General features: G+C 68.4%; 25 protein-coding genes and 1 pseudogene. 22 read left to right on the top strand and 4 right to left on the bottom strand.

The window, feature by feature from the left end; all coding sequences use genetic code 11:
* The first annotated feature begins 280 nt into the window (after positions 1 to 280).
* The 22 genes from HUW43_RS04885 to HUW43_RS04780 all read left to right on the top strand — a co-directional run bounded on the left by HUW43_RS04885 (position 281) and on the right by HUW43_RS04780 (position 18,363).
* Positions 281 to 556, top strand: a complete 276-nt coding sequence (locus tag HUW43_RS04885; protein WP_188236326.1) for a DNA -binding domain-containing protein — start codon at positions 281 to 283, stop codon at positions 554 to 556.
* A 148-nt stretch (positions 557 to 704) separates the two neighbouring features.
* Positions 705 to 926 (top strand): transcriptional regulator domain-containing protein, encoded by a 222-nt coding sequence (locus tag HUW43_RS04880; protein ID WP_188236325.1) that lies wholly within the window; start codon positions 705 to 707, stop codon positions 924 to 926.
* Complete coding sequence (locus tag HUW43_RS15935; RefSeq protein WP_317450824.1) at positions 820 to 1,488, top strand: DUF2285 domain-containing protein; 669 nt, start codon at positions 820 to 822, stop codon at positions 1,486 to 1,488. Before HUW43_RS04880 ends, HUW43_RS15935 begins: the two co-directional genes overlap by 107 nt.
* Before the next feature lie 134 nt (positions 1,489 to 1,622).
* Positions 1,623 to 1,889 carry a helix-turn-helix transcriptional regulator gene (locus HUW43_RS04870; protein ID WP_015459426.1) on the top strand — a complete coding sequence of 89 codons (267 nt, stop codon included), beginning with the start codon at positions 1,623 to 1,625 and terminating at the stop codon, positions 1,887 to 1,889.
* Complete coding sequence (locus HUW43_RS04865; RefSeq protein WP_188236324.1) at positions 1,886 to 2,392, top strand: DUF2840 domain-containing protein; 507 nt, start codon at positions 1,886 to 1,888, stop codon at positions 2,390 to 2,392. Before HUW43_RS04870 ends, HUW43_RS04865 begins: the two co-directional genes overlap by 4 nt.
* Complete coding sequence (locus HUW43_RS04860; protein ID WP_188236323.1) at positions 2,389 to 2,934, top strand: S26 family signal peptidase; 546 nt, start codon at positions 2,389 to 2,391, stop codon at positions 2,932 to 2,934. Before HUW43_RS04865 ends, HUW43_RS04860 begins: the two co-directional genes overlap by 4 nt.
* Before the next feature lie 35 nt (positions 2,935 to 2,969).
* Complete coding sequence (locus HUW43_RS04855; protein WP_188236322.1) at positions 2,970 to 3,305, top strand: DUF736 domain-containing protein; 336 nt, start codon at positions 2,970 to 2,972, stop codon at positions 3,303 to 3,305.
* 187 nt (positions 3,306 to 3,492) lie between these two features.
* Positions 3,493 to 4,221 carry a lytic transglycosylase domain-containing protein gene (locus HUW43_RS04850; protein WP_411157929.1) on the top strand — a complete coding sequence of 243 codons (729 nt, stop codon included), beginning with the start codon at positions 3,493 to 3,495 and terminating at the stop codon, positions 4,219 to 4,221.
* Between the two features lie 237 nt (positions 4,222 to 4,458).
* On the top strand, positions 4,459 to 6,216 hold the full coding sequence (locus HUW43_RS04845; RefSeq protein WP_188236328.1) for a relaxase/mobilization nuclease domain-containing protein: 1,758 nt from the start codon (positions 4,459 to 4,461) through the stop codon (positions 6,214 to 6,216).
* 19 nt (positions 6,217 to 6,235) lie between these two features.
* The gene (locus tag HUW43_RS04840; RefSeq protein WP_053555781.1) at positions 6,236 to 8,209 is read left to right on the top strand and encodes a conjugal transfer protein TraG; all 1,974 of its coding nucleotides are present in this window, start codon (positions 6,236 to 6,238) and stop codon (positions 8,207 to 8,209) included.
* A gap of 9 nt (positions 8,210 to 8,218) precedes the next feature.
* Positions 8,219 to 8,644 (top strand): CopG family transcriptional regulator, encoded by a 426-nt coding sequence (locus HUW43_RS04835; protein WP_053555780.1) that lies wholly within the window; start codon positions 8,219 to 8,221, stop codon positions 8,642 to 8,644.
* Between the two features lie 171 nt (positions 8,645 to 8,815).
* The gene (gene trbB / locus HUW43_RS04830) at positions 8,816 to 9,802 is read left to right on the top strand and encodes a P-type conjugative transfer ATPase TrbB (protein WP_053555779.1); all 987 of its coding nucleotides are present in this window, start codon (positions 8,816 to 8,818) and stop codon (positions 9,800 to 9,802) included.
* Positions 9,799 to 10,134 (top strand): TrbC/VirB2 family protein, encoded by a 336-nt coding sequence (locus tag HUW43_RS04825; RefSeq protein ID WP_053555778.1) that lies wholly within the window; start codon positions 9,799 to 9,801, stop codon positions 10,132 to 10,134. Before trbB ends, HUW43_RS04825 begins: the two co-directional genes overlap by 4 nt.
* Positions 10,131 to 10,412: a VirB3 family type IV secretion system protein gene (locus HUW43_RS04820; protein WP_053555777.1), complete on the top strand. Its 282-nt coding sequence runs from the start codon at positions 10,131 to 10,133 to the stop codon at positions 10,410 to 10,412. The genes HUW43_RS04825 and HUW43_RS04820 overlap by 4 nt, the downstream gene beginning before the upstream one ends.
* Complete coding sequence (gene trbE / locus HUW43_RS04815) at positions 10,409 to 12,844, top strand: conjugal transfer protein TrbE (protein WP_188236320.1); 2,436 nt, start codon at positions 10,409 to 10,411, stop codon at positions 12,842 to 12,844. The genes HUW43_RS04820 and trbE overlap by 4 nt, the downstream gene beginning before the upstream one ends.
* A complete protein-coding gene (gene trbJ / locus HUW43_RS04810) occupies positions 12,841 to 13,599 on the top strand; it encodes a P-type conjugative transfer protein TrbJ (RefSeq protein WP_053555775.1) in 759 nt (252 codons plus the stop codon). Before trbE ends, trbJ begins: the two co-directional genes overlap by 4 nt.
* A gap of 5 nt (positions 13,600 to 13,604) precedes the next feature.
* Positions 13,605 to 13,907: a putative entry exclusion protein TrbK-alt gene (gene trbK-alt, locus HUW43_RS04805; protein ID WP_053555774.1), complete on the top strand. Its 303-nt coding sequence runs from the start codon at positions 13,605 to 13,607 to the stop codon at positions 13,905 to 13,907.
* Position 13,908: 1 nt separating this feature from the next.
* Entirely contained in the window at positions 13,909 to 15,216 is a 1,308-nt protein-coding gene (trbL, locus tag HUW43_RS04800) for a P-type conjugative transfer protein TrbL (RefSeq protein WP_188236319.1), read from the top strand.
* Positions 15,217 to 15,222: 6 nt separating this feature from the next.
* A complete protein-coding gene (trbF, locus tag HUW43_RS04795; RefSeq protein WP_053555772.1) occupies positions 15,223 to 15,906 on the top strand; it encodes a conjugal transfer protein TrbF in 684 nt (227 codons plus the stop codon).
* A complete protein-coding gene (gene trbG / locus HUW43_RS04790) occupies positions 15,903 to 16,919 on the top strand; it encodes a P-type conjugative transfer protein TrbG (protein WP_053555771.1) in 1,017 nt (338 codons plus the stop codon). The genes trbF and trbG overlap by 4 nt, the downstream gene beginning before the upstream one ends.
* Before the next feature lie 14 nt (positions 16,920 to 16,933).
* The gene (locus HUW43_RS04785) at positions 16,934 to 18,142 is read left to right on the top strand and encodes a TrbI/VirB10 family protein (RefSeq protein ID WP_053556406.1); all 1,209 of its coding nucleotides are present in this window, start codon (positions 16,934 to 16,936) and stop codon (positions 18,140 to 18,142) included.
* Positions 18,139 to 18,363, top strand: coding sequence for a DUF2274 domain-containing protein (locus HUW43_RS04780; RefSeq protein WP_053555770.1), 225 nt, complete (start codon positions 18,139 to 18,141; stop codon positions 18,361 to 18,363). Before HUW43_RS04785 ends, HUW43_RS04780 begins: the two co-directional genes overlap by 4 nt.
* 15 nt (positions 18,364 to 18,378) lie before the next feature.
* Here the strand turns inward: HUW43_RS04780 and HUW43_RS04775 are convergent, their stop codons facing one another.
* From HUW43_RS04775 to HUW43_RS04760, 4 genes and pseudogenes are all read right to left on the bottom strand, one after another.
* Positions 18,379 to 18,810, bottom strand: a complete 432-nt coding sequence (locus HUW43_RS04775) for a hypothetical protein (protein ID WP_223181292.1) — start codon at positions 18,808 to 18,810, stop codon at positions 18,379 to 18,381.
* Positions 18,811 to 18,930: 120 nt separating this feature from the next.
* A pseudogene (locus tag HUW43_RS04770) lies at positions 18,931 to 20,919 on the bottom strand (heavy metal translocating P-type ATPase); the annotation flags it as partial.
* A 54-nt stretch (positions 20,920 to 20,973) separates the two neighbouring features.
* Entirely contained in the window at positions 20,974 to 21,342 is a 369-nt protein-coding gene (locus tag HUW43_RS04765) for a hypothetical protein (RefSeq protein WP_235527046.1), read from the bottom strand.
* Positions 21,343 to 21,487: 145 nt separating this feature from the next.
* Positions 21,488 to 21,689: zf-TFIIB domain-containing protein (locus HUW43_RS04760; RefSeq protein WP_188236318.1), on the bottom strand; the 202-nt coding region annotated here is incomplete at its 5' end.

Genomic DNA, 21,689 nt, shown 5'->3' with positions numbered 1-21,689 from the left:
ATACACCATCGCCTACACCGGAAATTACACCACGAGCGCGGACGCTAACTGTGACGTATGTCCAGGCGCTCCGGTGCTAAAGGTCACAGGAACCGTCTAAACGCGGTTTTCCAACTCCCCGATCAGGGTTCAGGAGCTGTTTGCGGGGGCGCACCGCAAACCAGCAGCCCCTGTGAGTGTGCAGTAGGCAATGCAGATTCCGCGCGCAATTATGCCTGGCAAGCACGTCGAAAATGCTCGGCATTGTCCTATTGGTTAACGCGGACGGGAAGCCAAGGGCATGGTGGTCAAGATGAGATTCGATGATCGGGCGCCCGATTCACCACAACTCACCAGCTATGACGAAGGTCATCTGGCAGATTATCTGCGCTTGCTCGACGCCGACGCCGATGGGGCCGATTGGCGCGAGGCTGCGAGGCTGATCTTCGGCATCGACACGACCGCCGAGCCGGATCGCGCGAAGACGATGCACGACTCTCACTTGGCCCGCGCGCGGTGGATGACTGAGGTTGGCTACGCTCATCTGCTCGGCTGTCAGCGCCCGCTAAACTGTTAAGATTTAACTCCAATCTGGATCGAGTTCCGGGGGTAATTGCTCCGCTCGCACGGCATGGTTGTGCGCGATCTTCGCCCTAGCAAACGTCAGTGGCGACCGGGATGTTCGGTGCTCCGAAATCCGCGCGAGGCGCGGTGGGGAGGATGCAATGCCGACGCCGCCTGGGCGTCGCCAGCGACGCGCCGGCGGAATGTCCGACGCGCTCGGGCGCGCCGATCTAGCCGCGGAGTTCTTGCGGCGGAACCGCACCTACCGCGCCGAACATACGCAGATGCAAGAGCGCATCGACGAGGGCGCCGTCGCGAAGAACGCCGCCGAATTGGCGTTCGCGCGGCGCTGGGGGTTATCCTTTCGCCACGGCGCCGGATGACCTCTCGGAGCCGGTCGTCTGGCGCCCGGAGCTGACCGCTGTCACGGTCATTCTCGACGCTGCGCCGGAGGGATTCAAGACCGCCGCTCCGGTCGATCCGCGCGCACTCGGGGCGCTGCTCGCCGACCTGGCCGGGATTGAAGGCCGCCACGTCATCGTCGCCGACGCGGCCGGCGAGCATCGACTCTGGCTGCGCGATGCGACCCCCGGCCGGCCGCTCGCGGCCATCATCCCGCTTGACAAGGATTTCCCCACCCGGATCGCCAGCTTGCTGCGTTTCCACCGCCGTCTGCTCGGCCGCGCTGCCGGGCCGCTGCCGCGCGGCTGGCCGCTTACCGCCTACCGGCTCGCCCGGCTCGACCTGATGCTCCGCGCGCTCGACCTGCGTGATGCCGGAGCAACCTATCGCGAGATCGCGGTCGCACTCGGGCGCGACGAGGCGGCGCGGCTGTCTGCGAGCGATTGGAAAATGTCCGCTGCGCGTTCGTTCGTGGTCCGACTGGTCCGTGATGGCATGGCGATGATGAACGGCGACTACCGCAAGCTGCTCCGCATCCGCTGACCCGCTCCCCATAGCGGGGCCGGCTCGGGGGAGGGGTGGTCACATCCGCGTAGCCGCACATCTTCATACCCCACCCAGCCGCCTCCGTTCTGACAATTACGCCTCCTGCCGCCACCGCCCGCAGGAGTCGTCACTTGTCCGATACGCCCACCAACCTGCCGCCCCGCTTCCTGCGCACGCCGGAAGCCGCCCGCTTCCTCGGCCTCTCAGGCCGCACCCTTGAAAAGCACCGTTATTTCGGCACCGGCCCGGCCTACCGCCGGATCGGGGGCCGGGTGGTCTATTCGGTCGATGACCTGCGCGCCTGGGCCGATATCGGCATCAAGCATTCGACCTCCGATCCGGGGCAGGACGACCTCATGCCGCGCGCGGATTCGGCCATCGCCCGGAGCCGGCGATGACCGTCCCGCCGTCGCCCATGCGCCACCGCCAGCCGTCCGATGACGGCATGACTCGCGTCGAACTGACGTGGATCGAGAAGCGGATTGAGCACTGGATCAGGTTCGGCCGCGTCGCCGTTGACGAGATCGTCGATCGCCGCCGCCGCATCGTCCGCTTCCGCCCCGGCGCCATCTTCGCGTTCGTCCGCTGGGCGGCGAACGACTACGGCACGGTAAGCTCGCGCATCGACATCGTGCGCGCGGTCGGCGCGGGCGAGCCGTTCACGACACTGCCATTCGTGCGGCCGGGCGGCGACATCCTGCTCAAGATCGAGGGCTGGCCCAAGGTCAGCCAGGTGCTCGCCGCGATCGACGCGGCCGAGGCGGCCGGCGTCGATCCGTGCGACGCCGCACCCGATCATTGGCGACACGTCGCCAACCGCATCGCCGCCGGACATCAGCCGCGCCCCTATACGCTGGAGCGCCATCGCGCCTGGCTCAAACGCCGAGAGATCGAAGGATGACGCCCCGTGGATGGACCATCGCGACGGCTTCCGCCGCGTCGGTGTTCGCCGTGTCGTTCACTGCCGTCGCGATATTCGACCCGCTGCCGCGCGTCATCTGGAACGCCAGCGCCAGCGCACCGCTCGGCCTCTACCGGATAGAGCCCGACCGCGATCCCGCCGTCGGCACGCTGGTCGCCGTTACGCCGCCCGCGCCGCTGGCGCGGTGGCTGGCCGAGCGCAGCTATCTTGGTGAGCGTGTGCCGTTGTTGAAGCATGTCGCGGCCAAGCCGGGGCAGTTTGTGTGCCGGATCGGCGCCGTCGTGAGCGTCGATGCCCGGCCGGTCGCCGTTGCCCTGGCGCGTGACGGACGAGGCCGCTCGCTCCCCGTCTGGCAGGGCTGCCGCACGCTGCGCGGCAGCGAGCTGCTGATGCTCAACCCCGATCACGCGGACAGTATGGACGGCCGCTATTTCGGCCCGCTGCCGGCCTCGACCGTGCTCGGCCGCGCCGTCCCGATCCTCACCCGCGACACCCCCAACGCGTCGCTCGTGTGGCGCTGAACCCGCTCATCCCTGCCAACCCAAAGGAGAGTCCCATGCAGATCGGCAGCTTCTTCCGCACCGCCAACGGTTACGAAGGCATCATCGAGACCGCGACGCTCGACATTCGCATCTCGATCGTTCCGGCCGAGCCGAGCGACGCCGACAATGCGCCGAACTGGCGCATTCATCGCGGCGACGGCGGCGAAGGCCCAGAGATCGGCGCGGGCTGGAACGAGACCGGCGAACGCGCCGGCGATTACGTCTCGCTGCGCATCGACGATCCCGCCTTAGCCCAGCCGCTCCGTGCCGCGCTGTTCCAGACCACGGGCGACACGTCGGCCTGGTCGCTGCGCTGGAACCGCCAACCGAAGTCGCGCGAGCAGGACTGATCCGGTGCGCTTTTCCATCATCCCTTTGTTCGCGGGAAAGCCGTCTCATCCCTCCGTCCCGCTCGGTCGCAGACCGGCCGGGGCGCGCAGCGGAGGTCAAAGGCGGCCGCAGGCCGGCGCGGCGCGCGCACCCTTGAGCGTAGCGAGCACGCTGGCAGGCTGGCGGCGGAGCGGAGTCGGATCGGCGGTGGCGTTGGCCGTCGCGCTGATGTCCGGCGGCGCTGCGCCGGTCGCGGCAACGGCGCAGGATTTGCCGGCCGCACGATCGGCGGCGGCTCATCCATATGCCGGTCATGTCGCCGAGGCCGCGCGGCGATTCGGCATCCCCGAAGGGTGGATATGGGCGGTGATGCGCGTCGAGAGCGGCGGCAACTCCCGCGCCGTTTCGCGTGCGGGTGCGATGGGATTGATGCAGATCATGCCCGCGACCTGGGCCGATCTTCGCGCGCGATATGGCCTCGGCGCTGACCCGTTCGACGTGCGAGACAACATCATGGCGGGCGCGGCCTATCTGCACGCGATGCACGACCGCTACGGCAACGCGAGCGCGATGCTGGCAGCCTATAATGCCGGGCCGGGCCGCTACGACGATTACCTGTCGCGCGGCCGTCCGCTGCCGCCCGAGACGGTCGGCTACCTAGCTCAGCTCAGCGCCGTTGTCGGCCCATCGGGCGCTGCGGAGATGGCGGTGAGCGCACCGCCTGATCCGTTCGCCTGGCGCCGCGCCGCGCTGTTCGTCCGCACCGCGAGCGCCCCGTCCGAAGCCGTTTCCGTGCAGTCAGATGGCGAGGAGCCCGCGTCGGAGCTGCCAGCCGATGGGCCGACATCCGGTGACGTTCGCTCCGCAGCTTCGCCTTCGAATGAGCCGGAGGACACGCTGTTCGTGCCCCGCGCCCGCGCGGGCCGACTGCAATGATTTGCGCGCTATCCCCATCATCCGTCCCGAGCAGGAAAGTGGCTGGGGAGGGAGAAAACGACAGGGACAGACGAGGGCAAGATACAAGTCGCACCCCGTTTCGCCGAAAAGCCAAGGCTTTTCCGTGGCTTCACATGGGGGCGTCGGTCGGCGAGCGTGCCGCTCGGAAGGAAAAAGCTAGGCATTTCAACGCACCGAACGGCACCACGGCTGGTTTTCGGCGAGAAACGGCCGGCCATGAGCGATAGCCAAGAGTTCCGCGTCCGGCCGGGCAAGGCCAAGCGCAGCAAGGCGCAGGGCCGCAATGCGCGCGGGCTGGTCGCCGAGGTGCTGCGCATCGCCGCAATGAGCGGCGGCAGTCAGCGTTCGGGCTGGGGCGGTTCGCGTCGGCGCGGCCAGTCGAGCTTCGGGAAGGGACGCACGGCCTTCGCGCGCAGTCGCCTTTTCGGCTCCGGCCGGCGCGTGCTGGTGAAGGCGCTGCCGGTGCGCCACCGCTTCGGCGGCCGGCGCATGGCGCCGCTGTCCGCGCACATCGCCTATCTGAAACGCGAAGGCGTTACCCGTGACGGCTCGCCGACGCGCATGTTCGACGCCGAGTCCGACCGGGCCGATGACCGTGCCTTCGCCGATCGGTGCAAGGACGACCGGCATCATTTCCGCATCATCGTATCGCCCGAGGATGCGGGCGAGCTGACCGACCTGCGCGAATATACCCGCGACCTCGTGCGCCAGATGGAAGCGGACCTGGGGACGCGGCTCGATTGGGTCGCGGTCGATCACTGGAACACGGACAACCCGCACGTCCATCTGCTCGTGCGCGGCGTCACAGACCAGGGCGCCGATCTCGTCATGGCGCGCGACTATATCAGCCACGGCCTGCGCTCGCGCGCCGAGGAGCTTGCCTTCGCCGAGCTGGGGCCGAAGCCTGAGCATGAAATCCAGCGCGCGCTTGACCGCGAGGTGACGGCGGAGCGCTGGACCCGGCTCGATAGCGAGATCCAGCGCACCGCCGATGAGCTGGGCGTCATCGACTTGCGTCCCGAGCGGCCCGGCCCCGACGACCCGCGCCTGCGCCGGCTGATGGTCGGCCGTTTGCAACACCTTGAGACGATGGGGCTCGCCGCCGAGGGCGAGCCGGGCCAATGGGCGGTCGCCGAGGGCGCGCAGGCGAAGTTGCGCGAGCTGGCCGCGCGCGGCGACATCATCCGCACCATCGGCCAGGCGCTCAAGGATCAGGGGCAAGATCGGCCGCTCGACAGCTATGTCGTGGTGAGCGGTGCGCCGGAGAAGCCGATCGTCGGCCGGCTCATCGACAAGGGTTTGCACGATGAGCTGACCGGCACCGCCTATGCCGTGATCGACGGCATGGACGGGCGCACGCATCATGTCCGCTTACCCGGTATCGAGGCGCTGGAGCACAGCCCCAAGCTCGGCGGCATCGTCGAGTTGCGCGCGATCGGCAAGCCGGGCGAGGAGCGGCCGACGCTCATCCTGGCAACGCGGTCGGACCTCGATCTCGCCGCGCAGATCAAGGCGCCCGGCGCGACCTGGCTGGACCACCGCCTGATCGAGCGCGGCGCCGGGGTCGCGGACGGCGGGTTCGGCGCCGAGGTGCGCCGGGCGATGGACACCCGCGCCGACCACCTCGTCAAGGGAGGGCTCGCGCGCCGGTTCGGCGAACGGACGGTATTCGAGCGCGGTCTGATCGATACGCTGCGGCGGCGCGAGCTGGACTCAGTTGGCGCAAGGATCGCGGGCGAGACCGGGCTGACCTATCGGCCGACGCAGGCCGGCGAGAAGATCGCCGGTGTCGTGCGCCAGCGCCTCGGACTAGCGTCCGGCCGTTTCGCCATGATCGACGACGGCCTCGGCTTCCGCCTCGTGCCCTGGGCCAGCGCCCTCGAACAGCAGCTCGGACGCCAAGTCTCCGGCGTCATCCGCGACGGCGGCGGGCTCGACCTGATGATGGGCCGCAAGCGCGGCCTCGGCCTCTAGCCAGCGCAGGGAGACAAGCATGTCCGCGACGAAAATCCTATGGGGCCAAGTCATCACCGTGTTCATGATCGTGCTCGCCGGCGTATGGGGCGCGACGCAGTGGACCGCCGCCGCGCTCGCCTATCAGCCCGAGCTTGGGCCACCGTGGTTCATTGCCTTTGGCTGGCGCATCTATCCGCCGCCGGCCTTCTTCTGGTGGTGGTTCAGCTTCGACGCCTATGCGCCCGACATCTTCAAGATCGGCGCGTTCATCGCCGCGTCGGGCGGGTTCGTGTCGATCGCCGTCGCCATCGCCATGTCGGTTTGGCGCGCCCGCGAGCTGAAGAACGCCGAGACCTACGGCTCGGCGCGCTGGGCGAGCGAGAAGGAAGTCCGCGCCGCCGGGCTGCTCGGCGCCGATGGCGTTGTGCTGGGAAGGCTTGGCCGTGACTATCTGCGCCACGATGGCCCCGAGCATGTGCTGTGCTTTGCGCCGACCCGTTCGGGCAAGGGCGTCGGACTGGTCATACCGTCGCTGCTGACCTGGCCGGGCTCCGCGATCGTCCACGACATCAAGGGCGAGAACTGGCAGCTCACCGCCGGCTTCCGCTCGCGGCATGGCCGAGTGCTGCTGTTCGATCCGACCAACGCCGCGTCGGCCGCCTACAACCCGTTACTCGAAGTGCGGCGCGGCCAGTGGGAGGTGCGCGACGTGCAGAACGTCGCCGACGTGCTGGTCGATCCCGAAGGCAGTCTCGAGCGCCGGAACCATTGGGAGAAAACATCGCACTCGCTGCTGGTCGGCGCGATCCTGCACGTCCTCTACGCCGAGCCGGACAAAACCCTCGCCGGGGTGGCCTCGTTCCTCACCGATCCGTCGCGCACGATCGAGCAGACACTTGCGGCGATGATGGCGACGCCGCACCTGGGCGAAGCCGGCGTGCATCCCGTCGTCGCCAGCGCAGCACGCGAGCTGCTGAACAAGTCGGACAACGAGCGATCGGGCGTGCTCAGCACCGCCATGTCGTTCCTCGGGCTCTACCGCGATCCTATCGTCGCGCAGGTCACGCGGGCGTGCCAATGGCGCATATCGGATCTGGTGGAGGGCGAGCGGCCGGCGACGCTCTATCTGGTCGTGCCGCCCAGCGACATCTCGCGCACCAAGCCGCTCATCCGCCTCATCCTCAACCAGATCGGGCGCCGGTTGACCGAGGAGTTGACCCCGAAGGGCAACCGCCATCGCGTGCTCTTGATGCTCGACGAGTTTCCCGCGCTCGGCCGGCTCGACTTCTTCGAGTCCGCACTGGCGTTCATGGCGGGTTATCGCCTCAAGGCGTTCCTGATCGCGCAATCGCTCAATCAGATCGAGAAGGCATACGGGCCGAACAACGCGATCCTCGACAACTGCCATGTCCGTGTGAGCTTCGCCACCAACGACGAGCGAACAGCCAAGCGCGTCTCGGATGCGCTCGGCACCGCGACCGAAATGCGGGCGATGAAGAACTATGCGGGGCACCGCCTGTCGCCGTGGCTCGGGCATCTGATGGTGTCGCGATCCGAGACCGCCCGCCAGCTCCTCACCCCCGGCGAGGTCATGCAGCTCCCGCCAGACGATGAGATCGTGATGGTAGCAGGCGTCCACCCGATCCGGGCGAAGAAGGCGCGCTACTTTCAGGACCGCCGCTTGTCCGAGCGGATCATGGATACGCCCAAGCCGATCGCAAGCGCGGCACGTCCCGATGACTGGACCGGCCGCGCCGCCGCCGCCGACCCGGCCGACGTGGCGCGGATCGTGCGGGCGCAGGAGGACGCGGCCAATGGCGGCCTGCGCCGCGAGCCCGAACTGCCCGAGCATGTCGCCATCGCGCCCGAGACATCGCCGCCGCCGGCGCAGGAGTTTGCGATCGTCGATGACGAGCAGGACGACGCGGCCCGGCAGGCGGCCGTGCGTCGCCGGATGCAGGGCCTCGCGCGGCAGGCGTCGCTCGACCCCGGCGACGGCATCGAACTGTAGGAGGTATCGATGCGAACCCGGCTCAACGTCTATTTCCCGCCCGCGCTCGCCAAGCAGGTTGACGAGTTGGCGATCCGGCGGCGCATCTCGCGCTCGGCGATCGTGGAGGCGGCGGTCGCGTCCTATCTGTCGCCTGACGGCGCCGACCGAATGGAGGCGGCATTCGCCCGTAGGCTAGATCGGCTGTCGCGACAGGTGCAGCGGTTGGAGCGCAACACGGGCCTCTCGACCGAAGCACTGGCGCTGTTCGTCCGATTTTGGCTGTCGGTGACGCCGCCGTTGCCCGACGAAGACCAAGCCGCGGCGCAGGTCAAAGGTCGCAAGCGCTACGAAGGCTTTATCGAGACGCTCGGTCGTCGCTTCGCCAGCGGCAAGAGCTTGCTCGACGAGATTCCCGAAGACGTATGGCCAAAAGCGGCAAGTGATTCGGAGTAAGTAGCGCCGCGACTAGGCGCTGAGGCGGAAGGCCGATCCGCACTCCGTAAGTATCTGCCGCCGCCTCTACTACGCCGCCAGCTTACTGTTGCTCACGGCCCGTTTCTGCCTCTCTTGATGTGCCCCGACAGCCGGGCGGCGGTTCGCCCGGCTCATTTGAGGGGCCGATCCTTGACCGTCCATCCCATCCGTTCCGAGGCCAAGACGCGCGGCGCGCGGATGCTGCGCACCGCGCTCGGGCCTTCGATCGCGGCCTGGCTGGACGACCCCGCCGTCATCGAAGTGATGCTCAATCCGGACGGCCGGCTATGGCTGGACCGGCTCGGCGAGGGGATCAGCGACACCGGCGAGCTGCTGAGTGCGGCGGACGGCGAACGTATCGTCCGCCTGGTCGCGCACCATGTCGGCGTCGAGGTCCATGCACGATCACCGCGCGTCTCCGCCGAGCTGCCCGAAGGCGGCGAGCGGTTCGAGGGGCTGTTGCCGCCCGTCGTCGCCGCGCCGGCCTTCGCGATCCGCAAACCCGCCGTCGCTGTGTTCACGCTCGACGACTATGCGGCCGCTGGGATCATGTCGGCGGTCGATGCCGAGGCGCTGCGCCACGGCGTCCAAACCCGCGCCAATATCCTCGTCGCAGGCGGCACGGGCGCGGGCAAGACTACGCTGGTCAACGCGCTGCTCGCCGAGGTGGCGAAGACCACCGATCGCATCGTCCTAATCGAAGACACGCGCGAGCTGCAATGCGCCGCGCCCAACCTCGTCGCCATGCGGACCAAGGACGGCGTGGTGTCGCTGTCCGAGCTGGTCCGCTCGTCGCTGCGCCTGCGGCCGGATCGCATCCCCATCGGCGAGGTGCGCGGAGCGGAAGCGCTCGACCTCATCAAAGCCTGGGGCACCGGCCATCCCGGCGGCGTCGGCACGATTCACGCCGGCACCTCGCTCGGCGCGCTCCGCCGCATGGAGCAGCTCATCCAGGAGGCCGTCGTCACGGTCCCGCGCGCGCTGATCGCCGAGACCATCGACCTGATCGCCGTGCTGGTCCGGGACGCCCACGGGCGCCGGCTGACCGAGCTGGCCCGCGTCAGCGGGCTCGACCCGGCCACCGGCGATTACCGACTCACTCCGCTTTCCACCACCCAACCGGGAGACCTGCCATGATCCATGCCCTTCGGCGTGGCGCACGCCGCGCCATGCTCGCCGCCACCGCCAGCGTGACCGCGCTCACCGTCTCGGCCCCGGCCCATGCGGGCGGATCGTCGATGCCGTGGGAAGCGCCGCTGCAATCCATCCTCGAATCGATCGAGGGGCCGGTGGCGAAGATCGTCGCGGTCATCATCATTATCGTGACCGGCCTGACCCTGGCGTTCGGCGATACGTCGGGCGGCTTCCGCCGCCTGATCCAGATCGTGTTCGGCCTCAGCATCGCGTTTGCGGCCAGTTCGTTCTTCCTCAGCTTCTTCAGCTTCGGCGGCGGAGCGCTGATCGCGTGACCGGCGCGGGCGATCCTGTCGAGCCGATCCCCGGCTATTTCGCGCCGGTCCACCGGGCGCTGACCGAGCCGATCCTGCTCGGCGGCGCACCGCGGTCGCTCGCTATCGTCAACGGCACGCTGGCGGGCGCGATCGGTCTCGGCCTGCGCCTCTGGATCGCCGGCCTGGTCATCTGGGCCATCGGCCATGCGATCTCGGTCTGGGCGGCGCGGCGCGACCCGCAGTTCGTCGATGTCGCCCGTCGCCACCTCCGTTTCCCGACATGGATGCAGCCATGATGAGCTTGCGCGAATACCGCCACAAGGCGGCGCACCTCGCCGACTTCCTTCCCTGGGCCGCTCTGGTCGGCGAAGGCCTCGTTCTCAACAAGGACGGGTCGTTCCAGCGCACCGCCCGTTTCCGCGGCCCCGATCTCGATAGCGCCACGCCTGCCGAGCTGGTCGCCACCACGGCGCGGCTCAACAACGCGCTGCGGCGTCTCGGCTCGGGCTGGGCGATCTTCGTCGAGGCGCAGCGCAGTCCCGCTCTCGACTACCCCGATTCCGATTTTCCCGATCCGGTCTCGGCGCTCGTGGACATGGAGCGCCGCGAACAGTTCCGCGAGGAAGGCGCGCATTTCGAGAGCGCCTATTATCTCACCTTGCTGTGGATGCCGCCGGCTGAGGAAGCCGCGCGCGCCGAAGGCTGGCTCTACGAGGGCCGCTCGACCACCGGCGTCGATCCTTGGGAGCTGCTCAATGGCTTCACCGACCGCAGCGACCGCGTTCTCAATCTGGTCGAAGGCTTCGTGCCCGAGGTCCGCTGGCTCGATGACGGCGAGACGCTGACCTATCTGCACAGCACGATCTCGACCCGCCGCCAGCGAGTGCGCGTCTCCGAGACGCCGATGCACCTGGACGCGCTGCTCGCCGACGAGCCGCTGACCGGCGGGCTCGAACCGCGCCTGGGCGACCATCATCTCCGCACGCTGACGATCACGGGATTCCCGAGCGTGACGTTTCCCGGCCTGCTCGACGAGCTGAACCGGCTCGCCTTCGAGTATCGCTGGTCCACCCGCGCGATCATGCTCGACAAGACCGACGCGACCAAGCTGCTGACCAAGATCAGGCGGCAATGGTTCGCCAAGCGCAAGTCGGTCGCGGCCATCTTGAAAGAGGTGATGACCAATGAGGCATCCACGCTGCTCGACAGCGACGCCTCGAACAAGGCCGCCGACGCCGACACCGCCCTGCAGGAGCTGGGCGCCGACTATGCCGGCATGGCCTATGTCACCGCGACGGTGACGGTGTGGGACCGCGATCCCGCCATCGCCGCCGAGAAGCTGCGGCTGGTCGAGAAGGTCATCCAGGGCCGCGACTTCACCGTGATCCCCGAGGGGATGAACGCGATCGAGGCGTGGCTGGGGAGCCTGCCCGGCCATACCTACGCCAACGTCCGCCAACCTCCGATTTCCACCATCAATCTCGCCCACCTGATCCCCCTGTCAGCGGTATGGGCGGGGCCGGAACGGGACGAGCATTTCGGTGCGCCCCCCTTGCTCTACGGCAAGACCGAAGGCTCGACCCCGTTCCGGTTTTCCCTTCACGTCGGCGATGTCGGACACACGCTGATCGTCGGCCCGACCGGCGCCGGCAAATCGGTGCTGCTCGCGCTGATGGCGATGCAGTTCCGCCGCTACGAGAACGCCCAGGTCTTTGCCTTCGACTTCGGCGGCAGCATCCGCGCCGCCGCCATCGGCATGGGTGGCGACTGGCAGGATCTCGGCGGGATGTTGGCCGACGAGGCCGGTGACGGCGTGCAGCTCCAGCCGCTCGCGCATATCGACGATCCGGCCGAACGTGCCTGGGCCGCCGAATGGCTGGCGGCGATCCTCGCCTCCGAAGGCGTCGCGGTCGATCCGCAGGCCAAGGAGCATATCTGGTCCGCGCTCGGCTCGCTGGCATCCGCGCCGATCGGCGAACGCACCATCACCGGCCTTTCCGTCCTTTTGCAAAGCCAGCAGCTCAAGCAGGCGCTGGCTTCCTACTGCATCGGCGGTCCGTGGGGCCGGCTGCTCGACGCCGAGGCGGAGCGCCTTGGTGAAGCCTCGGTGCAGGCGTTCGAGACGGAGGGCCTGGTCGGCGCCGGCTCGGCCGCCGCGGTGCTCTCCTACCTGTTCCACCGGATCGAGGGCCGGCTGGACGGCTCGCCCACGCTCATCATCATAGACGAGGGCTGGCTGGTGCTCGACAGCCCGGCCTTCGCGGCGCAGCTCCGCGAGTGGCTCAAGACCTTGCGGAAGAAGAACGCGAGCGTGGTGTTCGCCACGCAGAGCCTCGCCGACATCGAGACGTCGAGCATCGCGCCGGCCATCATCGAAAGCTGCCCGACGCGCATCTTCCTGCCGAACGAGCGCGCCGCCGAACCGCAGATCGCTGCGATCTACGAACGGTTCGGCCTCAACGACCGTCAGATCGAAATCCTCAGCCGGGCGACTCCCAAGCGCGACTATTACTGCCAGTCGCGGCGGGGAAACCGCCTGTTCGAGCTGGGGCTGGGCGAAGTCGCGCTGGCGTTCGCCGCCGCGTCGTCGAAGACCGACCAGCTCCGCATCGCCGAGATCACCGAAACCCACGACGCCTCCGCCTTCGCGGCTGAGTGGCTGCGCCATCGCGGCTGCGCCTGGGCGATCGAGCTTCTTCCCCCCAGCCAGCAGGAGTTACCGCTATGAAGACCAGAATCCTGCGCCGAGCCATCGTGGCCGGCGTCCTCGCCACGTCGGGCGTCATCGGCATCACTGCCGCGACCCCGGCCTACGCGCAGTTCGGCGGGATCGTCTATGATCCCACCAACTATGCGCAGAACGTGCTGACGGCCGCCCGGTCGCTCCAGCAGATCAACAATCAGATTCAGCAAATCCAGAACCAGGCGACGAGTCTTCTCAACGAAGCGCGTAACCTGACTTCGCTGCCGTTCAGTCAGCTTCAGCAGCTTCAGAGCCAGTTCCAGCGCACGCAGCAGCTTCTCTCCGAGGCGCAGCGCATCGCCTACGACGTGCGCTCCATCGACCAGGCGTTCTCGCAACGCTATCGGGGCACCAACCTGTCCGGCTCGGATCAGTCGCTCGTCGCCGATGCCCGCAGCCGCTGGGAGGCGAGCGTCGGCGCGTTCGAGGACGCGCTGAAAGTGCAGGCCGGCGTGGTCGGCAACATCGACGGCTCGCGCACCACGCTCGACCGGCTCGTCAACGCCAGCCAGTCAGCCGATGGCGCGCTGCAAGCCGCCCAGGCCGGCAACCAGCTCATCGCCCTGCAATCGCAGCAGCTAGCCGATTTGACCGCGCTCGTCGCGGCGCAGGGCCGGGCGCAGTCGCTCGACATGGCGCAGCGGGCGGCCGCGCAGGCGCAGGCCCGCGAGCAGCTCCGCCGGTTCCTCAGCCCGCGCACCGGCTACCAGCCGGGCAACGCGCGCATGTTCCACGATTGACGCCCGTGGACAGCAAGCTCCTGGCCCGGATCGGCGCGATCGTGTTCGTCGCCATCGCGATCACTATGACCGCGATCGAGATGAGCCGGCCGCCCGAACCCGCGCGCGAGGCGCCGGCGACCGTCGCCGAAACCCCGGCGACGGACCCGCTGCTGATCGAGCTGCGCCGGTGTCAATCGCTTGGACCGGCCGGCGCGAGCGATCCCGATTGCCTCCGCGCCTGGGCCGAGAACCGCCGCCGCTTCCTCGCGCCCGGCGCGCGTCCCGCCGCCCGCATCGCCGATGCGGCCACCCCGCAGGAGAATTGACATGGGCGGCACCGGCGTCGTCGATCGTTTCTTGGATGTCTTCACCCGCTACATCGACAGCGGGTTCGGCCTGCTCGGCGGGGAGGTGGCGTTCATCGCCACCACTCTGATCGTCATCGACGTGACGCTTGCGGCGCTGTTCTGGAGCTGGGGCGCCGATGACGACATTCTTGCCCGCCTCATCAAAAAGACACTGTTCGTCGGCGTCTTCGCCTACATCATCGGCAACTGGAACAGCCTCGCCCGCATCGTCTTCGAGAGCTTCTCCGGCCTCGGCCTGAAAGCCTCGGGCACCGACTTCACCGCCGCCGAGCTGCTCCAGCCGGGCCGCGTAGCGCAGGTCGGGTTGGAAGCTGGCCAGCCGATCCTCGAATCCATTTCCGATCTGATGGGCTGGGTGTCGTTCTTCGAGAACTTCATCCAGATCGCTGTGCTGCTGTTCGCCTGGGCGCTGGTCATCCTCGCCTTCTTCATACTGGCGATCCAGCTTTTCATCACGCTGATCGAGTTCAAGCTGGCGACGCTCGCCGGGTTCGTGCTCATCCCGTTCGGCCTGTTCGGCAAGACCGCCTTCATGGCCGAGCGCGTGCTGGGGCTGGTGATCTCGTCCGGCGTCAAGGTGCTGGTGCTCGCCGTGATCGTCGGCATCGGCTCGACCCTGTTCGACGAGTTCCGCGCCGGCTTCGGTGGCGCGCAGCCGACGATCGAAGACGCGATGGCTGTCGCGCTCGCCTCGCTCTGCCTGCTCGGGCTTGGCATCTTCGGCCCGTCGATCGCCAACGGCATCGTCTCGGGCGGCCCTGCGCTCGGCGCGGGTGCCGCGGCCGGCACGGCGCTTGCCGCGGGCGGCGCGCTGGCCGGCGGTGCGGCCGCCGCCCGTCTTGGCGCCGGTGCGGTCGCTGGTGCGATCGGCGGCGCGGCGCGCGGCGCGGCCTTCACATCCGGGGCCGCCAGCAGCGCCTATGCGCTCGGCTCGGCCGGGAAGACCGGCGCGGCCGCCGTCGCGGGTGGGGCCGGCGGCGTCGGCAAGGCTGCCGTAGGCGCAGCCATGTCGCCGCTCCGCCGGGCGGCCGCCTCGCTCAAGGACAGCTATCGCTCGGGCGGCCGCGCCGCCGTGACCGCCACCGGCGGGACGATCTCCGGCGACCCGTCAACACCAACGCCGTCGCCGGACGGTCCGCCCGCCTGGGCGGCCGCGATGAAGCGCCGCCAGACCATGACTCACGGCGCGACCGTCGCCGCCCACACGCTGCGCTCCGGTGACGGTGGCGGCAGCGGCGCATCCGTCGATCTCAGCCAGAAGGATTAGCCGCCAATGTTCCGACGCCCCACCATCCGCTACGGGCAGACGCCCGAACCCACGACGCCCTACCAGCGCGCCGCCCAAGCCTGGGACGACCGCATCGGCTCTGCCCGCGTGCAGGCGAAGAACTGGCGGCTCGCCTTCTTTGGCTCGCTCGCTCTTTCGGGCGGCCTGGCCGGCGGGCTGATCTGGCAGTCCGCGCGCGGCCATATCGTGCCGTGGGTCGTGCAGGTCGATCGGCTCGGCGAAGCGCAGGCGGTCGCGCCGGCCGAGGCCGGCTACCGTCCGACCGATCCGCAGGTGGCGTTCCACCTAGCGCGGTTCATCGAGCAGGTGCGCAGCATCCCGGCCGATCCGGTCATCGTCCGCCAGAACTGGCTCCGCGCCTACGATTTCACGACCGACCGCGGCGCGCTGGCGCTCAACGATTACGCCCGCGCCAACGACCCGTTCGCCAATGTCGGCCGCGTGCAGGTCGCGGTGGACGTGTCCAGCGTGATCCGCGCGTCGCCCGACAGCTTCCGCGTCGCCTGGACCGAGCGCCGCTATCAGGACGGCAGCCTTGCCGCCACCGAACGCTGGTCGGCGATCCTCACCGTCGTCGTGCAGCCGCCGCGAACGCCCGACGCCCTGCGCAAGAACCCGCTCGGCATCTTCGTCAATGCCCTCAACTGGTCAAAGGAGCTGTCGCAATGACGCGCCCACCGTTTCCCCGCGTCGCATCGGCGGCGCTGATCGCCTCCGCAGCCGCGCTCGCCGGCTGCGCCACCACGTCCGCCCGGCCGCCCGCAATCGCCTACGACGATCCGCCACGCGAGATCGCAGCGACGCCCGCGCCCGAAGCGCCACGCGCGGTCGAGGTGGTAACGATCCCCGAGCCGCTGCCGCTGCCCGGCCAGTTGAAGCCGGTCGGCGAATCCGCATCGCCGCCCGAGCCTGCCGATCCGCGCCGCCGCGTCGGCGCCGCCAACGCCGCCGCCCGTGTGCAGCCGGTGCGCGACGGGTTCCTCAACGCCATCCAGCAATATCCGTGGACCGATGGTGCGCTCTATCAGGTCTATACCGCGCCCGGGCAGGTGACGGACATTGCCTTGCAGGAAGGCGAGCAGCTCGTCGGGCCGGGGCCGGTCGCGGCCGGGGATACTGTGCGCTGGATTATCGGCGACACGATCAGCGGCAGCGGCCCGACCGCGCGCGTTCATATCCTCGCGAAGCCCACGCGGCCCGACATCGCAACCAACCTCGTCATCAACACCGACCGCCGCACCTATCACCTCGAACTGCGCGCGACGCCTTCGACCTACATGGCGTCGGTGTCCTGGACCTACCCGCAGGATCAGCTCATCGCGCTGCGGAGCGCCAATGCGGCGGCAGCCACCGCTGCGCCGGTGGCGAGCGGCGTGGACGTGTCCGCGCTCAATTTCCGCTATCGGATCGACGGCGAGCGAGCGCCGTGGCGTCCGGTCCGCGCGTTCGACGATGGCCGACAGGTCTTCATCGAGTTTCCGGCCGGGATCTCGCAGGGCGAGATGCCGCCGCTGTTTGTAGCCGGTGCGGCCGGCGACGCCGAGCTGGTCAATTACCGCGTGCAGGGCCGCTACATGGTGGTCGATCGCCTGTTCGCCGCCGCAGAGCTGCGGCTGGGCGATCGGCGCAGTGAGCAGCGCGTCCGCATCGCGCGCAATGATGGACGGGAGCGGCGGCCGTGAACGATCGCACCGACATGCCTGCCGCTGATCCGGCTCCGTCGCCGGCTCCTGCCGATCCGAGGCCATTCCAGCTCAGGGGCGACCCGCCGCGCGTGATGCGGCTGTCGCGCAAGGCGCTGACCGTCATGGGCGTCGTCGCCGGGCTCGGCATCGGCGGCTCGCTGATCTACGCCCTCAAACCGGCCAGCGAGCGGCAGGCGGAAGAACTCTACAATACCGAGAGCCGCGCCACGGCCGAGACCATCACGTCGGGTCCGCGGGACTATGCGCAGGCGCCGCGTCTCGGCCCGCCGCTTCCGGGCGATCTCGGCCGGCCGATCGTGTCCGCCCAGCAGCGCGGCGAGAATGTGCCGGTGCTGCCGGTCGGCGCGCAGCCGGGTCAGCCTGACCCGCGCGCGCAAGCAGAGGAAGCTGCCCGGCAGCGCGCGCAGCAGGAGCGCGACTCCGCTCGCATGAGCAGCGTGTTCCTCGGCGGCAATGCGGGCAACAGCGGGACGGCGGGTCTCCCGTCGGTGGCCCTGCCGGGGCAGGCTGCGCCGCAGCCGGCGCAGCAGCAGGCGGCCGCCGCCGAGGGCGATCAGGCCGGGAAGCGGGCGTTCATGGCGCAGGCGTCGAACCAGCGCACGGTGAGCGTCGAGCGGCTAAGCGCGCCAGCATCGCCCAATATCGTGCAGGCCGGAAGCATTGTGCCCGCAGCCCTCATTACCGGCATCCGCTCCGATCTTCCCGGCCAGATCACCGCGCAGGTCACGCAGAACGTTTATGACAGCCCGACCGGCCGCATCCTGCTCATCCCGCAGGGCGCGCGGCTGATCGGCGAATATGACAGCGAGATCGCAGCCGGGCAGACGCGGGTGCTGTTAGCCTGGGACCGGCTCATCATGCCGGACGGCCGCTCGATCGTTCTCGAGCGCCAGCCCGGCGCCGATGGCGCGGGGTTCGCGGGCCTCCAGGATCAGGTCAATCAGCATTGGGGCAACCTGCTGAAGGCCGCTGCTATCTCGACGCTTCTCGGTGTGGGATCCGAACTCACAACCAGCGGCGACGACTCTCTGAGCCGAGCGCTGCGCTGGGGCACGCAGGGGACCATCAATCAGACGGGCCAGCAGGTCGTGCGTCGGCAGCTTAACGTGCAGCCGACGCTCACCATCCGGCCTGGCCATCCGCTGCGCGTGATCGTCACCCGCGACCTCGTCCTCGAACCAATAGGTGAAACGCGATGACCAAGTTGAAGCTCGGAGCGATCGCTGATGACCGACCTGTCAAAGTGACTGTCGAGCTACCCGCCGTCGTTCACCGCGATCTTACTGCCTACGCCGCCGCACTCGCGGCAGAGACCGGCGCTCAGGCCGTGCCGCCCGAGAAGCTCATTGCGCCGATGCTCGCGCGGTTCATGGCGAGCGACCGGGGTTTTGCACGCGGACGGCACAACGCGAAAAACTGACCACCTTGTGCGCGCTCAGTTGCCGAGAAAGCGCCTCCGACGCTCCTCCGCATCCACCTTGATGATCGCCTCCTCGGCATTGGCGCATTCTCCGCCTCGCACAGTGCCGTCGCGGCAGCTGGCCACGACTTGGCGCGCCTCGTCTATATGCGACATGAAATACTGAGTACCGCGCGCCTGGCTGGACGCTGGAGCTACCGGCGACGTGAACGTGTCGACGTCCGCCTGTTGCATCGGCGCGATCACGGGCCGCAAGATAAAACCTCCCGCAAATCCGATGAGCAATGTAACCAGAACGATGACGATTGTCCTAACCGAAAACATGGTGGTCACTCCATAAACCTGCCTAGCCATTTTACTGAGATTCCTTGGTAAAATCAAAAGACAGAGCATACCGTGTCTTGATGAATTCAAGGAAACGCCGAAGCGCAGGATTGCAGTTGTCATCCCGCCAGTAGCCCGAATATCCGATCAACGCCGGGCCTTGTTCCCCATGGATCGGACGATACACAACATCGGGATAAACCGCGCCGGTGGCGCCCTCGCACACAATGGTGACGCCGCGGCCAGCCGTTCGAGCGCCTCGCGTGCTTCCTCACGGGGCGTGTCGAGCAATCCGATCACGCCTAGATCCCGCTCGCCGCGACGGACGATCATGATTGTCTGGCCGGTCTCGCGCAGCAGCGGGAGCATGTCGTGCATCCCCTGCGAGAGCGGAGCGATGCCGTCGGCGCCAAACATCTCGGCCTTGCCGATGAGAACCTCGTCCTCACCGATGACGGCCGAGACGCCGCGGCCCGTAAGGCTCTTCAGACTCTCCGCCTGCGGAACCTGACGCTCGCCGATATGATCGCGCCCGTCGCGCGCGATGGCTTGCGCAAGCGGGTGATCGCTCAGCGATTCAACCGCCACGGCCACCGCCATCATATCCTCCCTGGATACGCCGGGCGCGGTGACGACCTGATGGATGCGCGGCTCGCCCTTGGTGAGCGTGCCGGTCTTGTCGAAGGCGATCGCGTCGAGCGAACCGAGCAGTTCGAGCGGCGCGCCGCCTTTGATCAGCACGCCGCCCCGAGCCGCTCGCGCGACTCCGGAGAGAACGGCGCTGGGCGTGGCGATGGCGAGCGCGCAGGGGCTTGCCGCAACCAGCACCGCCATTGCGCGATAGAAGCTGTCGCGGAACGGCTCATCGACCACGACCCAGGCGAACAGCAGGATGAAGGCCAGCGCCAGCACCGCAGGCACAAAGAAGCGCTCGAACCTGTCGGTGAACCGCTGCGTCGGAGACTTCTGCGTTTCGGCCTCGCTGACCAGCTTGACCACCTTGGCGAGCGTGCTTTCGGTGGACAGGCGCGTGACCTCGATCTCGACGAGACCGCTGCCATTGATGGTGCCGGCGAACACCCTGCTTGCCGCGTCGATCCGGTCGGGATCGGCGCGGGCGGCCGCATCATCCAGCACGGGACGCTTGTCCACCGGCATACTCTCGCCCGTCACCGGCGCCTGGTTGATGGCGGTGATGCCTTTCACGACAAATCCATCCGCGGCCACACGCTCGTCGGGCTTCACGACGACGATTTCGCCGACCTTCAAATCCTCGACCGGAACATCGCTCGTGCCGCCGTCGGAGCGGCGCACGGTAGCGGTGCGCGGCGCCAGTTCGGCCAGCGCCTCGATCGCGCGCTTGGCGCGGCCCATGGCATAATGTTCGAGCGCATGGCCGAGGCTGAACAGGAACAGCAGCAGCGCGCCCTCGGCCCAGGCGCCGAGCGCCGCCGCGCCGGCGGCCGCCACCAGCATCAGCGTGTCGATCTCGAAGCGTTTCAGCCGGAGATTGTCGATCGCCTCGCGCAGCGTGTAGAAGCCGCCGAACAGATAGGCGGCCACGTAGAGCGTAAACGGCAGCCAGGCCGGCGCGCCCGCCACCAGCTTCTCGATTGCGAATCCGATCCCCAGGGTCGCGCCGCAGGCGAGCGCAAAGATCAGTTCGGTATTGGCCCCGAGCAGACCGCCATGCGCGTAATCGTGACCGTCGTCGGGGCCATGCTCCCGCTTCGGTTGCGCAGGGCCATCGACATGGCGGGCATGAGCATCTGCCGCCGCCGGCACAGGTCTGGGCGTTGCGCCGAGCTTCGTCAGTTCAGCGCTGATGTCGTCTCGGGAGAGCTGATCGCGATCATATTCGATGCGCACCATGCCGGCGGCCGAGGCGTCCGCTTCGATCACACCGGACAGGGCGCGAAGGCTTTCGGTGACCGTGCGCGCGCGGCGTGCGTGACCGATGCCATCGACCTCCCAAAGGATATGCCCGTAGCGGTCCGCGATTTCCGCTCCCGAGGCATGGGCGAGTTCGCGGATGCGTGCGAGCGTCACCACTTGCGGGTCGAAATGGACGCACAGCGTCGCAGGGCTGGCGGCGTCGGCCGCGACCACATGCGCCTGCTCGACACCGGGCCGGTCCTTAAGCGCCGCGACGAGCCTGCCGACGCAGGCATCGGCCGCATCGGTGACGTCGGGGAGAAGTATGGGGATTTCGAGGCGGAGCTTTTCGATCATGACGTGGTTCCTTCGCGAGGCGCGCTTCTGTGGTGAGGACCGTGCGGCTCGCTGTCAGGGCGGTGCGGTATTGGACCTGAGCCGCGTGCAGGTCAGGGGCGGCGCATCGGGGCGCAACAGCGTCATCCGATCACCGCCGGAGAGCGACACGTTGAGCTTGTCGCCCACGAAGGTGAGGCCGGTGGCCGGCGCGACCAGCCGCACCGAACGACCATCCGGCAGAATCGTGAGATCGAGGGTCAGGCCGTCGGCGAGGAAATCGGCGTCCACGCGCGATCCATCGGCGCAGGCATAGATATGTTCGCCAACGAGATTGGAGACGGAGCGACGGTCATGCCGCTCGCCCGCATCCTTGTCGTTGGAAGCGGGCGAGCAGCCGGACAGGCCGGGCGCAAGCGCGAGCCCAGCCAGCGCGAGGAGCACAGGACGACCGCGCGTCGGCGTCCTTGCTCTCCATCCTCGCCGGAATCGTTCGCCATGGGCGCTCAAGGGGGCGGCGCCCATGGCGCGGGCCGTTCTCACACCTTCACCCGAAGGGCCCGTGGTGCGGCGGCCAATCCACAGCATCTCAGTCGAACAGTTCGCTCAGGAAGCTCTTGTGGCGATGATGGCCGCGCTCGTAGCCGTGCTTCCTGTCATGATCGCCGCGCCCGCGATGCTCGTCGAACATGCCGAGCCGGCCGCCGCTCGACCGGCGGGCCGCTTCGTCGCCGGCGCTCCGCTCGATGATCTTGTCGAGTTCGCCGCGATCGAGCCAGACGCCGCGGCAT

The organism is Sphingopyxis sp. LK2115 (genome assembly GCF_014595975.1).
Lineage (GTDB): Bacteria > Pseudomonadota > Alphaproteobacteria > Sphingomonadales > Sphingomonadaceae > Sphingopyxis.
The sequence above is the reverse complement of the archived record's forward strand: the minus strand, read 5'-3'. Positions and strand labels throughout refer to the sequence as shown.

Excerpts from the sequence above, each read along its gene's own strand:
- HUW43_RS04845 (WP_188236328.1), top strand. The coding sequence starts at position 4,459 with ATGAGCGATAGCCAAGAGTTCCGCGTCCGGCCGGGCAAGGCCAAGCGC.
- HUW43_RS04775 (WP_223181292.1), bottom strand. The coding sequence starts at position 18,810 with ATGACAACTGCAATCCTGCGCTTCGGCGTTTCCTTGAATTCATCAAGA.
- trbL (WP_188236319.1), top strand. The coding sequence starts at position 13,909 with ATGGGCGGCACCGGCGTCGTCGATCGTTTCTTGGATGTCTTCACCCGC.
- HUW43_RS04780 (WP_053555770.1), top strand. The coding sequence starts at position 18,139 with ATGACCAAGTTGAAGCTCGGAGCGATCGCTGATGACCGACCTGTCAAA.
- HUW43_RS04785 (WP_053556406.1), top strand. The coding sequence starts at position 16,934 with ATGCCTGCCGCTGATCCGGCTCCGTCGCCGGCTCCTGCCGATCCGAGG.
- HUW43_RS04835 (WP_053555780.1), top strand. The coding sequence starts at position 8,219 with ATGCGAACCCGGCTCAACGTCTATTTCCCGCCCGCGCTCGCCAAGCAG.
- HUW43_RS04855 (WP_188236322.1), top strand. The coding sequence starts at position 2,970 with ATGCAGATCGGCAGCTTCTTCCGCACCGCCAACGGTTACGAAGGCATC.
- HUW43_RS04860 (WP_188236323.1), top strand. The coding sequence starts at position 2,389 with ATGACGCCCCGTGGATGGACCATCGCGACGGCTTCCGCCGCGTCGGTG.
- HUW43_RS04885 (WP_188236326.1), top strand. The coding sequence starts at position 281 with ATGGTGGTCAAGATGAGATTCGATGATCGGGCGCCCGATTCACCACAA.
- HUW43_RS04840 (WP_053555781.1), top strand. The coding sequence starts at position 6,236 with ATGTCCGCGACGAAAATCCTATGGGGCCAAGTCATCACCGTGTTCATG.
- trbG (WP_053555771.1), top strand. The coding sequence starts at position 15,903 with ATGACGCGCCCACCGTTTCCCCGCGTCGCATCGGCGGCGCTGATCGCC.
- trbF (WP_053555772.1), top strand. The coding sequence starts at position 15,223 with ATGTTCCGACGCCCCACCATCCGCTACGGGCAGACGCCCGAACCCACG.
- trbE (WP_188236320.1), top strand. The coding sequence starts at position 10,409 with ATGATGAGCTTGCGCGAATACCGCCACAAGGCGGCGCACCTCGCCGAC.
- HUW43_RS04825 (WP_053555778.1), top strand. The coding sequence starts at position 9,799 with ATGATCCATGCCCTTCGGCGTGGCGCACGCCGCGCCATGCTCGCCGCC.
- HUW43_RS04880 (WP_188236325.1), top strand. The coding sequence starts at position 705 with ATGCCGACGCCGCCTGGGCGTCGCCAGCGACGCGCCGGCGGAATGTCC.
- HUW43_RS04865 (WP_188236324.1), top strand. The coding sequence starts at position 1,886 with ATGACCGTCCCGCCGTCGCCCATGCGCCACCGCCAGCCGTCCGATGAC.
- trbJ (WP_053555775.1), top strand. The coding sequence starts at position 12,841 with ATGAAGACCAGAATCCTGCGCCGAGCCATCGTGGCCGGCGTCCTCGCC.